The sequence below is a fragment of the Flintibacter sp. SJQ-8 genome (genome assembly GCF_054108085.1).
The window spans coordinates 72244-84071 of the sequence record NZ_JBPJWR010000017.1; the positions used below are offsets into that span (position 1 = coordinate 72244).

The following is an 11828-nucleotide window of genomic DNA, read 5'->3' on the forward strand; positions in this document are numbered from 1 at the left end:
CACAGGGAAAAGAGAAGCGCAAGAAAAACCCGGCTGAAAATAGGGGTTTTAGCCCGCCGTCAGGTGCTCTGCCAGGATCTTCACGCCCATCAGCACCAGCACCACGCCGCCCAGCAGCTCCGCCTGGTGCTGGAACCGGGCGCCGAACACCGCGCCCACTTTTACGCCCACGGCGGAGATGACAAAGGTGGTGCAGCCGATAAACAGCACGGCGGGGACGATGTCCACCTGCAAAAAGGCGAAGGTGACGCCCACGGCCAGGGCGTCGATGCTGGTGGCTACGGCCAGGGGGAGCATGGTGCGGAAAGCAAAGGAGCTGTCCACCGACTCCTCCTCGTTCTCCCGGGACTCCCGGATCATGTTCACGCCGATGATCCCCAGCAGGATAAAGGCGATCCAGTGGTCCAGGCTGGCGATCATGGCCTGAAACTGCACGCCCAGCAGCCAGCCCAGAGTGGGCATCAGGGCCTGGAACAGGCCGAAATAGCCCCCGCAGATCAGACTGTGGCGCAGACGGAGCCGGGGCGTGGACAGCCCCTTGCAGATGGACACGGCAAAGGCGTCCATGGAGAGGCCCACCGCAATGACGAACAACTCCCAAAGATCCATATTCATTTCCTCCTACACATGGGTCGGGGCACAAAAAAAGACCTACCTGTCCCTGGGACAGATAAGTCTCATCGTTTCAGACCCGGCCAGGAGAGGCATCTTCTCCAGTATGTTGACCGGGCCACGCAGTGCGCCGACTACTCCCTTAAAGTCTGACCAGTTTACCACAATCAGACCGCCCCTGTCAACTCTATCCCGGCAGAAAAGAAAATATGCGGGGAAAATTTTTCGTTTCCGCCGGGACAGCGGGGGTCAGTGCATCATGAAGAAGGTATAGGTGGCGGTGGCCACCACGGCCCCCTGGTCGTTGGTCATCTCCAGGGCCACCACCGACAGGGTGCGGCCCAGCTTTTTGGGGGTGGCGGTGCAATAAATTTTGCTGCCGTTGGCCGGGCGGAGGTATTCGATGGAGCAGCCGGAGGTGACGCAGCTGCCCCCCTTGGAGCAGGCGCAGCAGCCGCCCACCGTGTCCGCCAGGGTGGACAGGGCCCCGCCGTGGACGTTGCCGTGGGGATTGATGCTGTCCGGGCCTATAATAAGCTCCCCCTTGGCATAGCCCGGCCCCACGTCGGTGAGGACGATGCCGTTTTCATAGGAGAACTGGTGGGGGGCGTTGACCCCCTGGATGATGGCGACGGAACTATCTTCGGGACGCATAGCGCGCCCTCCTTTCTCTTCTGAACGTGTTGGTGTTAATCAGCGGGCCTGCTCCTGGGGCGATACCGGCAGCAGCTTTTTCCGCCGCTTTAAAAACAGGGTCAATGTGGTGGCGGAGGCCGAAAAAGTCGGCCACCGGCTCGGCGGCATACAGCCCCATCACGCTGCCGCTGAGCCAGGGCAGCAGGACGGCCAGGGGCACCAGCAGGATGATCTTGCGCAGCAGGGCCAGAAACAGGCTGGTCTTGGCCTGGCCCAAAGCCATAAAGGTGGACTGACAGGCCACCTGGGCCCCAAAGGCCCACACGCCCCCGAAGAACAGGGGCATTACCCGGCCCACCAGGGCGACCAGCTCCGGGTCGTCGTTGAACATCAGCGCCACAGCGGCGGGGAACAGAGCCACCAGCAGGAAGGCCGCCGTGGTCACCGTCATGGTCACCGCCAGCAGACGGTGGAACACCGCCCGCACCCGGGCATAGTTCTTGGCTCCGTAGTTATAGCTCATAATGGGCTGCACCCCGGTGGTGATGCCGTGGCTGGGCATCACAATGATCTGCATCACGCTCTGCAGAATGGTGATGCTGGCCACATACAGGTCCCCGCCGTATTTCTGCGCCCCCACGTTCAGCACCACCGTCACCAAGCTCTCGGTGGACTGCATGATGAAGGGGGCCACGCCCAGGGCGGCGATCTTGCCCATTACACGGGGGCGGAAACCCAGGTGTTCCCGGCAGATGTGCAGGCCGGACCGGTCCGAGCACAAAAAGCCCACCACCCACACGGCGCTGACGGCCTGGGACAAAATGGTGGCCAGGGCCGCACCCTTCACCCCCATGCGGAATACAAAGATGAACAGCGGGTCCAGCAGGATATTCAGCACCGCCCCGATGAGTACCGAGCACATGGCCGGCATGGCCTTTCCCTGGGCGCTGATAAAGGTGTTCAGGCCCAGGGAAAGCTGTACAAAGATCGTCCCCAGCAGATAGATGGTCAGATAGTCGGTGGCATAGCCGATGGTGTCCGCCGATGCGCCGAAGGCCAGCAGCAGGGGCCGCTGGAACAGGGAGAACCCCACCGTCAAAACCAGAGCCATGGTCACCAGCATGGACACGGCGCTGCCCAGAATGGCCTCTGCCCCCTTCCGGTCCCCCGCTCCCAGGCGGATGGATGCCAGAGGGGCGCCCCCCATGCCCGCAAAGGCGGAAAAGGCGGAGATCAGGGTGAGGATGGGAAAGGTCACCCCCACGCCGGTGAGGGCCGTTTTTCCCACCACGGCGATATGGCCGATATAGATCCGGTCCACGATGTTATACAACACGTTGATAAGCTGGGCGGCCACAGCGGGGGCGGCCAGGCGGAGCATCAGCGGGCCGATGGGCGCGCTGGCCAGCGCCTGCTCATTTTGAAAGGTCCGGGCCACAACAGATCATCCTCCTTCTTCACCGGTCTTACGTTGGTTCGGTTTTTTTCTCAAAAAACTGAACTTTGTCTCCGAACAGAGCACCGCCACAAAAATCAGACCAAAGCCCGCCAGCAGCCGCCCAGTCACCGGATCGCCGTAAAACAGCACGGAGGACAGCACGCCGAACACCGACTCCAACGACAGGATAACTGAGGCGGAGGCGGGGTCGGACCATCGCTGGCCCACATTTTGGAACAGCAGCGCCACCGTGGTGGCCATCACACACAGATAGACCATGGGCCACAGCAGCTCCCGCTGCAGAAGAAGGCCCATGTCAAAGCGCTCCGTGGGCAGGCTGAACAGCCAGCTGTACAGCCCAGCAAAGGCAAACTGAAATACGGTGAGCAGGGTGATGTCCTTCCCGGGGGCCAGCTTCTCCACCGACACGATGTGGGCGGCATAGAACACGGCGCACAGCAGGGTGATCAGGTCCCCGGCGTTGATGGACAGCTGGTCGTTCAAAGATACCAGCCCCACCCCCGCCACGCACAAAAGGGCGGCGGCAATATTATATCGGTCAGGACGCTTGCGGACCACCGCCCAGGTGAAAAAGGGCACCAGCACACAGTACACCGCCGTGAGAAAGGCGTTTTTCGACGGGGTGGTCATGGACAGGCCAAAAGTCTGGATGGAATAGGCGATGAACAGCATCCCGCCCACAATGGCCCCCCGCCACAGATAGTCCGGGGTGAATTTTTTCCATCGTCCGCCGCATAGGGCCGCCAGCAGGATTCCCCCCACCGTAAAACGGACGGCCAGCAGACGAAATACAGGGATGATGTCCAGGGCGTTCTTCATAATGAAGAAGGAGGTGCCCCAGATGATGGCGGTGGCAAACAGCATGGGCTTTGCCAGCAGTTTCATGGTCTTGGAAGACATAAGATCAACTCCGAATTGCAAAATAGGCGGGGGACGTGATATCATAACAGGGAATATACAGGGGGGAGGCGGAACACTTGGAACTGCTCACACGGGATTTTTACGCCCGGGACACCCTGACGGTGGCCCGGGCGCTGCTGGGACAGCACATCGTCCGCACCATGCCGGACGGGGCGCGGCTGGTCTGCCGCATCACAGAGACGGAGGCCTATATCGGCCCCATCGACAAGGCCTGCCACGCCTATGGCGGGCGGCGCACCGCCCGCACCCAGACGCTGTATGCCCGGCCGGGGACGGCCTATCTCTATTTGATCTACGGCATGTACCACTGCCTGAACTTCGTCACCGAGCCGGAGGGCACCCCCTGTGCGGTGCTCATCCGGGGAGCGAAAGCAGTGAAAAACGAGAACATTATAGCAGAAAACCGCTTTGGGCGCAAGGCGGACCGGCTTACCGCTTATCAGCGAAAAAATTTTTTAAACGGCCCGGGCAAGCTGTGCCGGGGGTTAATGCTCACCCGGGAGCAGAACGGCCTGGACCTCACCGACCCGGCCGGCCCGCTTACCGTATGCGCCGGCCCCCCGCCCCAGCAGATTTTTACCGGGGAGCGCATCGGCATCGACTACGCCCAGGAGGCGGCCCGCTTCCCCTGGCGATTCTGGACGGAGGAATAACATGTACTTTTTTGACTTGGACGGCACCCTGCTGGATTCCAACGGCATCTGGCTGGACATCGACCGGGACTTTCTGGCCCGGCACGGGATATCCCCCGTGCCCGAGGACTATACGGAATATGTGACCCACCACTCCTTCCCCGACGCGGCGGCCTACACCCGGCGGCGGTTCGGCCTGGACATGCCGGAGGAGGAGATCTGCCGGGCGTGGCTGGACATGGCCCTGGAGGCCTATTCCCACCAGCTGCCCCTGAAGCCGGGGGCGGGGGAATATGTCCGCCGGGCGGTCCAGCGGGGGGAGCGGTGCGCCCTGCTGTCCTCCTGTATGCCGGAGCTGTGCCGGGCCGCCCTGGCCCACCACGGCCTGACAGACTGCTTCTCTCACATCCTGACGGCGGCGGAGCTTGGGCTGGAAAAACGGGACCCCGCCCTCTACCGCCATGCGGCAGAGCAATGCGGGGTCCCGAACGGGGACTGTGTGCTCTTCGACGACTCCCCCCTGGCCTGCGCCGCCGCCCGGAAAGCGGGCTGGCAGGTATACGGCGTAGCCGACCCCATCTTTGCACATCAAGGGGCGGAAATGGGGAAAGTCTGTCATGTGTATCCGTTTAAATTTGAAGGCGAATTGTAGGGGCCGCTGTCCTCAGCGGCCCCTCGTTCGGGCGGATGGGGACATCCGCCCCTACGCCAGAGTACCGATAGGCAATGTAGGGGCGGACCTCTGTGTCCGCCCGCGACAACGGATGCACCCTCGTGGGTCACCCTCATCCGTCATGGCTGCGCCATGCCACCTTCCCCCTGGGAGGGGGGGAAGGCTTTTGCGTTACTCCTCCATCAACCCCACCAGCGCGCTGGCCCCGATCCGGTCCGCGCCTGCGTCCAGCATGGCCTGGGCCTGTTCAAAGGTGCGGATGCCCCCGGCGGCCTTGATGCGCACGTCGGGGCCGATGTTGGCCCGGAACAGGGCCACGTCCTCCACGGTGGCCCCGCCGGTGGAAAAGCCGGTGGAGGTCTTGATAAAGTCCGCCCCGGCCAGGGTGACGATCTGGCAGACCTTCACCTTCTCCTCCTGGGTCAGCTGACAGGCCTCCACGATGACCTTTAAGATGCGGCCCTGGCAGGAGGCCTTCACGGCTTTTATCTCCGCCAGTACCCCATCCCAGTCCCCGGCCTTCACCAGGCCCAGAGAAATGACCATGTCGATCTCGTCGGCGCCGCTGCGGATGGCGTCCTCTGTCTCAAAGACCTTGGTCTCGGTGCTGTTATAGCCGTTGGGAAAGCCGATGACGGTACAGATCTTCAGGTCGTTGCCAACATAGTCCCCCGCCCGCTTCACAAATCGGGGCGGGATACACACCGAGGCGGTGTGATACTTCAGCCCCTCATCGCACAAACTCTTCACCTGCTCCCAGGTGGCGGTGGTGGTCAGCAGGGTGTGGTCCACCCGGTTCAAAATGGCTTGTTTGTCCATCCCTGATACACTCCTTGCGCCGTCTGCCCGGGCAGACGGTTTTTGATACCCCATTGTATCGCGTTCCCCCGCCCTTGTCCAGCCCCGGCGAAAGACGGGATACCAATTCCCCACCCGGTGTGGTATGATGGGATAGATTTGAACGTGGAAAGGAACGAGTACCCAGCCGTGAAACGACGCGTATTTTGTATCTTGACTGTCCTGTGTCTGGCCCTGTCCGCCTGCGCTCCCGCCGCTCCGGCGGAGAGCGAACCGGCCCAGGTCCAGTCCATCTCCTTCACCGACGATTTGGACCGCACCGTCACCGTGGAGCCGCCCCGCCGGGTGGCCGCCCTCATCGGCAGCTTTGCTGACATCTGGCAGCTAGCCGGTGGGGGAGACACGTTGGTGGCCGCGGCAGACGACGCCTGGACCAGCTTTGACCTGAATTTGGGCGAGGACGTAGTCCGTCTGGGCGGCGTAAAGCAGATCAATTTAGAGCAGCTGGCCGCCGCCCAGCCCGACCTGGTCCTGGCCAGCAGCAACACCGCCGCCCAGGTGGAACTGCTGCCCGCCCTGGAACAGCTGGGGCTGAAGGTGGCCTATTTCAAGGTGGCGGAGTTTCGGGACTATCTCCACATGCTGGACCTGTGCACCCAGCTCACCGGGGATACGGACCGGTTTGCCCAGTATGGCCTTGGGGTGGAGCGTCAGGTTCAGGCGGCCCGGGACCGGGCGGACGGCTCCGCCCCCACCGCCCTGTACATCCGGGCCACCGGGGCGGGGTGCAAGGTGAAAAACAGCCGGGACAGCGTCCTGGGGGAGATGCTCCGGGACCTGGGCTGCGTGAACATCGCCGACAGCGACCAGACCCTGCTGGAGCAGCTGAGCTTAGAGCGCATTCTGCAGCTGGACCCGGACTTCATTTTTGTGGTGATGCAGGGAGCGGACAAGTCCGAGGCCCAGCGTGCTTTGGACCACACGCTGCTGGCAAACCCCGCCTGGCAGAGCCTGACGGCGGTGCAGCAGGGACGCTATTATGTGATGGACGACCGGCTTTACAACCTAAAGCCCAACGCCCGGTGGGGAGAGGCCTATGAGCACTTGGCAGATATCCTATATCCAGATGCCGGCCAGGCATAAGCGGACGCTGCTGCTTCTGGCGGGGCTGACGGTGCTGGCGGCGGCACTCAGTCTGGCGGCGGGGCCGGTGGTCCTGTCCCCCGGAGAGCTGTGGGCGGCCCTTATCGGACGCAGCTGCGGAACGGCGGGGACCATCCTTCTCCATATTCGCCTGCCCCGCACCTGCGCCTGTCTGCTGGCGGGGGCAGCCCTGGCCGCCTCGGGAGCTATCATTCAAAGTGTGCTGGCCAACCCCCTGGCCGCTCCCAACATCATCGGGGTAAATGCCGGGGCGGGGCTGATGGTGGCTCTGGCCTGTGCCCTGGCTCCCACGGCCCTGGCCCTCACCCCGGTGCTGGCCTTTTTGGGAGCCATGGCGGGGGTGCTGCTGGTGCTGGCCATCGCCCGGCGCACCGGGGCTTCCCGGCTGACGGTGGCCCTGGCCGGGGTGGCGGTGTCCAGCGTGTTCAACGCCGGAATAGATGCGGTGGTCACCTTTGTCCCGGATACGCTGAACAGCTACGCCGACTTTCGGGTGGGCAGTCTGGCCAATCTGACCCTGGACCGCATCCTCCCGGCGGGGGCGCTGATCGTCATCGCCCTGATCTTAGCCCTGACCCTGGCCGGGGAGATGGACGTGCTGCTGCTGGGGGAGGACGTGGCCCGCTCTCTCGGCCTGAACGCCGGGCGCAGCCGGATGGTCCTGCTGGCGGTGGCGGCGGCCCTGGCCGGGGCGGCGGTGAGCTTTGCGGGTCTGCTGGGCTTTGTGGGCCTTATCATCCCCCACATGGCCCGCCGTCTGGTGGGCGAGGACAGCCGCCCCCTGCTGACGGCCTCGGCCCTGGGCGGCGCTGCCCTGCTCACATTTTGCGACCTGCTGTCCCGGCTGCTCTTCGCCCCATACGAGCTGCCCGTGGGGGTGGTCCTGTCCCTGGGGGGCGGGCCCTTCTTCCTGTGGCTGCTGCTGAAGCAGAGAGGGGGGCGGACCCCATGATGGAGCTGCGTCAGCTGCGGGCGGGCTATGGGGAGCGGCTCGTCTTGAATGGCGTCGACCTGGCCCTGCGCCCCGGGGAGGTGCTGGCCCTGATCGGCCCCAACGGCAGCGGCAAGAGCACCCTGATCCGGGCGGCCCTGGGGCTGATCCCCCTGGCGGGAGGACAGGTGGTCATTGATGGGGTGGACGCCGCGACGCTTACGCCCCGGCAGCGGGCGCAGAAGGCCGCCTATCTGCCCCAGACCCGGCCCGTGCCCAACATCACCGCCCTGCGCATGGTGCTCCACGGGCGCTTTCCCCACCTGACCTACCCCCGGCGCTTCCGGCAGGAGGACTACGCCGCGGCCATGGACGCCCTGGAGCGGGCGGACGCGGCGCAATTGGCCCAGCGGCCCATGCCGGAGCTGTCCGGCGGCCAGCGCCAGCGGGTCTATCTGGCCATGGCCCTGGCCCAGGACGCCCAGACCGTCTTTCTGGACGAGCCCACCGCCTTTCTGGACGTGGGCCATCAGCACCAGGTGGGCCAGCTGGCCCGGGGGCTGGCCCAACAGGGCCGGGCGGTGGCCCTGGTCCTCCACGACCTGCCCCTGGCCCTGACCACGGCGGACCGGCTGGCTGTGCTGGATGGAGGCCGCCTGCTGGCTGTGGACGGGCCGGAAAATATCTACGCCAGCGGCATGTTAAACCGGGTGTTCGGCGTCGAGCTGGGCCGGGTGATGACGGACCGGGGCTGGCGGTATTATTACTTATAGGAATAAAAGAGCAAAAATGTACGGCGGCCCTGTGGTGGGGCCGCCGTCTTGGGAACTCTGGGGATTTGCGCTGTTTAGTTTGCCGTCAGGCCAAAGCCAGCGTCTCGATCTGATAGCCGAACAGGCTGTCGGTGGGCTGGAGGACGGCCTGGAAGCCGGTGAGAACGCTGCCGTCCACGGAGTAGACCAGTCTGCCGGACAGGACCAGTCTGCCCTGCTCCACGGTGGAGCCGCTCAGCTGGATCTCGGCCAGGTTATCGTCGCCGCACACCACCTGGAAGCTGTCCTGGTCGGCCAGATAGGTCATCCGGTCCGCCAGGTCCTCCGGCAGGGTGTTCAGATACACCGGGCCGCCGGGGAGAGCGGCGGAGAAGTCCAGCACGGTCTCGGCGGGAACGGTGAGCAGGCCGTCGCCGCTGTCGGCCCGCTCGTCCAGCTGGCCATAGAGGGAGAGCATGTTATAGACCGTCTCCCACCGGCCCGCGTCGCCGGTCAGGGCATCGTCCCCCAGGTGGAGCAGGGTGAGCAGCCCGGCGTGGAGGGCGGGGGTCATGGACTCCACAGCCCCCGTCTCGGCGGGGATGGAGCCGGGCACAAAGCCGGTCTCGGCGGTCACGTCCCCGGCGGGCAGGGCGGTCTCCCCGCCGTTTACGGCCAGGGCCGCGAAGGGGATGGACAGAGCCAGCACAGCGGCGGCAGTCAGGGTCAGCAGCATTTTTCTCAGTTTCATGTGGGGACCTCCTTCCGCAAGGGATCGGGTGATATTCTTTCATCTTGACCACAGTATAGCACGCCAGCTGTGTTACCTTCTTATCGGAAGCGTTACGAGACGGTAGCAAAATGGTTACAGATTTGTTTCCGTTTTCACCAAATACCCCTGGTATTTTATGCCGGGCGGACCAGACATATTCCTCACGGACGCAAAAAGAGAGAGACGGTCTTGCATCGCCGTCTCCCTCTTTTTGCGTTTTATTCCGAAAGCAAAAGTGGGGTGTTTACTGAACAAATACGCAGTTGTTTTCCAGATTTGGCCAGGAATAGGCGCGAAAAGCGCCCCGGGGCTGTTTTTGCCTCGGGGCGCTCAAACATCAAAGTTACTTTTTCAGCTTGGCCTTTCCGGTGACCTGGTCCATGGAGACACGCCACACGGCGGTGGCGGACATACTTTTTTCGATGGCCCTCTCCAGGCTCTCCCCCAGATCGTGGGGAGTGAGCTTTCGGCACAGGGCCCGCAGGGCCTCGGCCTTCTCCTCCGGCTCGGTCACTTCGCTGGCCAGGCCTATGACCACGGCGGACTGAAAATAGGTGGTGTACATGGCGGGGGCCACGAAAGCGGGTTCGTCCGCGCCCACGAAAGTGATGCATACCCGGCTGTCATGGCGGAGCAGGTCGGTCTTGTGTCCCTCTTTGGCGCAGTGGAAATAGAGCTTGTCGCCCACCCGCACCAGTGACAGGGGGATGCAGTAGGGGGCACCGTCTTCCGTGGCAAAGGCCACCGTGCCGTGCTGGCAGCGGTCGATGAGTTCCAGCGCGAATTCTAAACTCTGTTCCCGGTCACTTCTTCTCATGGTCAGGCTCCTTTTTCATGTCGTCGCCGGGCTTTGGCTCGGCGGGCTTGGTCAGCAAGGTGACGATGTGGTAATAGAGGGCGGTGGGGTCAGACTGAAAGCGGTGGGCCATGGCGGCGGCCTGGGGGCGGCTGGGGGTGAGCAGCTCCAGCTGGAGCAGGGGGGTGCCCACGTCATCCAGGCGCAGATGGAGGGTGCAGGTGCCGTCCTCGTTGTCGCTCACGTCCGCCTGGACCTGGGCCTGGCGGCGGATGGCGTCGTTCACCCGGACCAGATTCTCGTCGCAGTGCATCCGCACGGAATAGGGCAGGCTGCTCTCGCAGATCTCGCTGTTCCGGCGGCCCTTTTCCGTGATGGAATAGCGCTGCTCCTCGTCCCGTTCCAACTGGCCCGTCTCCACCATGTGGCCCACGGCCTCGGTGAGGGAGAAGTAGTCCACGCCCTCGTCACACAGGGCCAGCTCCAGCAGCTGGAGGAAGGTGACCGGCCCGGCCACCCGGGACATGATATAAAGCACCAGCAGCTTCAGGTCTAGTTCACTTTGGATGAATCCCATGGGCATGATGACCGCTCCTTTCCCCTGGGGGCACGGACTGACGTTCGATGCTTATGAAACTATTAAATATTATTATAGCCCGGCCCGGGGAAAGCCGCAAGCCCCAAATTTGCCCGGAAGCACCGATCCCGGGGCGGAACATAGGATGTATCGGCTCAAGGCCCAGGGCGGGCACAGGAAATGGCCGCCCGTGTCATCTTTTTGTTAGGAGGGAACCCTATGCCAGAAGTGGTCGTGCCCGGTCCCGTGACCGAGGAGCGCCGCATCCGGGAGGCGGTGTGCGTACACACGAAGAAGATCTTCGATTCCTGCCGGGATAAGGACTGCATCGAGGACCTGCGGGTCTATCTCACCCGGAGCTCTCAGGAGGCGGTGGACCGGGCCGTCTCGGTAAAGGCGGGCTGCGCCCAGCTGCTGTACGCCTACATCGATGTGGAGCCGGTCACCTTCAACCGGGGCTTTTACACCGTGGACGTGCGGTATTACTACCGCATCTCCGCCGACGCCTTTGTGGGCACGGTCCGCCCGGTGGAGGTGACGGGGCTGGCGGTGTTTGACAAGCGGGTCATCCTGTTCGGCAGCGAGGGGAACGCCAAGATCTTCTCCTCCCAGGCCGGGTGCGGGCCCGACGGCCAGCGTCTGCCCAACACCACCGCCCCCGTGGCCGTGGTGGAGGCGGTGGACCCGCTGATCCTGGGGATGAAGCTGCTGGACGTGTGCGACTGCCGCCCCTGCCCCTGCGAGTGCCAGTGGACCGACGTCCCCCCGGCGGTGGCCGCCGCCTTCCCGGAGGAGCTGGCCTTTACCGGCGAGGCCCACCGGATGTACGTCACCCTGGGGCAGTTCTCCATCATCCGCCTGGAGCGGGACACCCAGCTGCTGACCCCCGTGTATGACTACTGCGTGCCCGAGAAGGAGTGCCCCTGCGACGGCGGCAGCTGCCAGGAGGACCCCTGCGAGCTGTTCCGCAAGGTGCAGTTCCCCGTGGGCGAGTTCTTCCCGCCCAACTCCATCGCCCCCCGGGGCAGCAGCTATCAGGACATCAAGTCCGGCGGCTGCGGCTGCTCGTGCAGTTAAACCATAAGCAAAAAGGACCGCCTCGGCG

Annotated in this window: 14 protein-coding genes; 6 read left to right on the plus strand and 8 right to left on the minus strand. The window is 63.9% G+C overall.

Annotated elements, in window-relative coordinates:
• Window positions 1-48 precede the first annotated feature (48 nt).
• The 4 genes from ACSAMP_RS16105 to ACSAMP_RS16120 all read right to left on the minus strand — a co-directional run bounded on the left by ACSAMP_RS16105 (window position 49) and on the right by ACSAMP_RS16120 (window position 3607).
• Complete coding sequence (locus ACSAMP_RS16105) at window positions 49-609, minus strand: manganese efflux pump MntP (RefSeq protein WP_457801029.1); 561 nt, start codon at window positions 607-609, stop codon at window positions 49-51.
• 252 nt (window positions 610-861) lie between these two features.
• Complete coding sequence (locus tag ACSAMP_RS16110) at window positions 862-1266, minus strand: PaaI family thioesterase (RefSeq protein WP_441796131.1); 405 nt, start codon at window positions 1264-1266, stop codon at window positions 862-864.
• Complete coding sequence (locus ACSAMP_RS16115; protein WP_457801030.1) at window positions 1250-2686, minus strand: MATE family efflux transporter; 1437 nt, start codon at window positions 2684-2686, stop codon at window positions 1250-1252. The genes ACSAMP_RS16110 and ACSAMP_RS16115 overlap by 17 nt, the downstream gene beginning before the upstream one ends.
• 6 nt (window positions 2687-2692) lie before the next feature.
• Entirely contained in the window at window positions 2693-3607 is a 915-nt protein-coding gene (locus tag ACSAMP_RS16120; protein ID WP_457801031.1) for a DMT family transporter, read from the minus strand.
• 77 nt (window positions 3608-3684) lie between these two features.
• Here ACSAMP_RS16120 and ACSAMP_RS16125 point away from each other — a divergent pair, with 77 nt between their 5' ends.
• Window positions 3685-4281 (plus strand): DNA-3-methyladenine glycosylase, encoded by a 597-nt coding sequence (locus tag ACSAMP_RS16125; protein WP_457801032.1) that lies wholly within the window; start codon window positions 3685-3687, stop codon window positions 4279-4281.
• 1 nt (window position 4282) lies between these two features.
• The gene (locus ACSAMP_RS16130) at window positions 4283-4912 is read left to right on the plus strand and encodes an HAD family hydrolase (protein WP_457801033.1); all 630 of its coding nucleotides are present in this window, start codon (window positions 4283-4285) and stop codon (window positions 4910-4912) included.
• Window positions 4913-5104: 192 nt separating this feature from the next.
• Here the strand turns inward: ACSAMP_RS16130 and deoC are convergent, their stop codons facing one another.
• Window positions 5105-5752, minus strand: a complete 648-nt coding sequence (gene deoC / locus ACSAMP_RS16135; protein WP_457801034.1) for a deoxyribose-phosphate aldolase — start codon at window positions 5750-5752, stop codon at window positions 5105-5107.
• 168 nt (window positions 5753-5920) lie between these two features.
• Here deoC and ACSAMP_RS16140 point away from each other — a divergent pair, with 168 nt between their 5' ends.
• Genes ACSAMP_RS16140 through ACSAMP_RS16150 form a run of 3 tightly spaced genes read left to right on the plus strand, consistent with a single transcriptional unit; the run spans window position 5921 to window position 8599 of the window.
• Window positions 5921-6874 (plus strand): ABC transporter substrate-binding protein, encoded by a 954-nt coding sequence (locus tag ACSAMP_RS16140; protein WP_457801035.1) that lies wholly within the window; start codon window positions 5921-5923, stop codon window positions 6872-6874.
• Window positions 6828-7847 carry a FecCD family ABC transporter permease gene (locus ACSAMP_RS16145; RefSeq protein ID WP_457801036.1) on the plus strand — a complete coding sequence of 340 codons (1020 nt, stop codon included), beginning with the start codon at window positions 6828-6830 and terminating at the stop codon, window positions 7845-7847. The genes ACSAMP_RS16140 and ACSAMP_RS16145 overlap by 47 nt, the downstream gene beginning before the upstream one ends.
• Window positions 7844-8599 (plus strand): ABC transporter ATP-binding protein, encoded by a 756-nt coding sequence (locus ACSAMP_RS16150; protein ID WP_457801037.1) that lies wholly within the window; start codon window positions 7844-7846, stop codon window positions 8597-8599. Before ACSAMP_RS16145 ends, ACSAMP_RS16150 begins: the two co-directional genes overlap by 4 nt.
• Window positions 8600-8684: 85 nt before the next feature.
• On the opposite strand, the gene ACSAMP_RS16155 is transcribed toward ACSAMP_RS16150, so the two are convergent.
• From ACSAMP_RS16155 to ACSAMP_RS16165, 3 genes are all read right to left on the minus strand, one after another.
• Complete coding sequence (locus ACSAMP_RS16155) at window positions 8685-9329, minus strand: hypothetical protein (RefSeq protein ID WP_457801038.1); 645 nt, start codon at window positions 9327-9329, stop codon at window positions 8685-8687.
• 364 nt (window positions 9330-9693) lie between these two features.
• On the minus strand, window positions 9694-10167 hold the full coding sequence (locus ACSAMP_RS16160; protein ID WP_457801039.1) for a pyridoxamine 5'-phosphate oxidase family protein: 474 nt from the start codon (window positions 10165-10167) through the stop codon (window positions 9694-9696).
• Complete coding sequence (locus ACSAMP_RS16165) at window positions 10154-10729, minus strand: DUF4364 family protein (RefSeq protein ID WP_457801040.1); 576 nt, start codon at window positions 10727-10729, stop codon at window positions 10154-10156. The genes ACSAMP_RS16160 and ACSAMP_RS16165 overlap by 14 nt, the downstream gene beginning before the upstream one ends.
• A 213-nt stretch (window positions 10730-10942) precedes the next feature.
• On the opposite strand from ACSAMP_RS16165, the gene ACSAMP_RS16170 reads away from it, so the two are divergent.
• The gene (locus ACSAMP_RS16170) at window positions 10943-11800 is read left to right on the plus strand and encodes a hypothetical protein (RefSeq protein WP_457801041.1); all 858 of its coding nucleotides are present in this window, start codon (window positions 10943-10945) and stop codon (window positions 11798-11800) included.
• Window positions 11801-11828 lie beyond the last annotated feature (28 nt).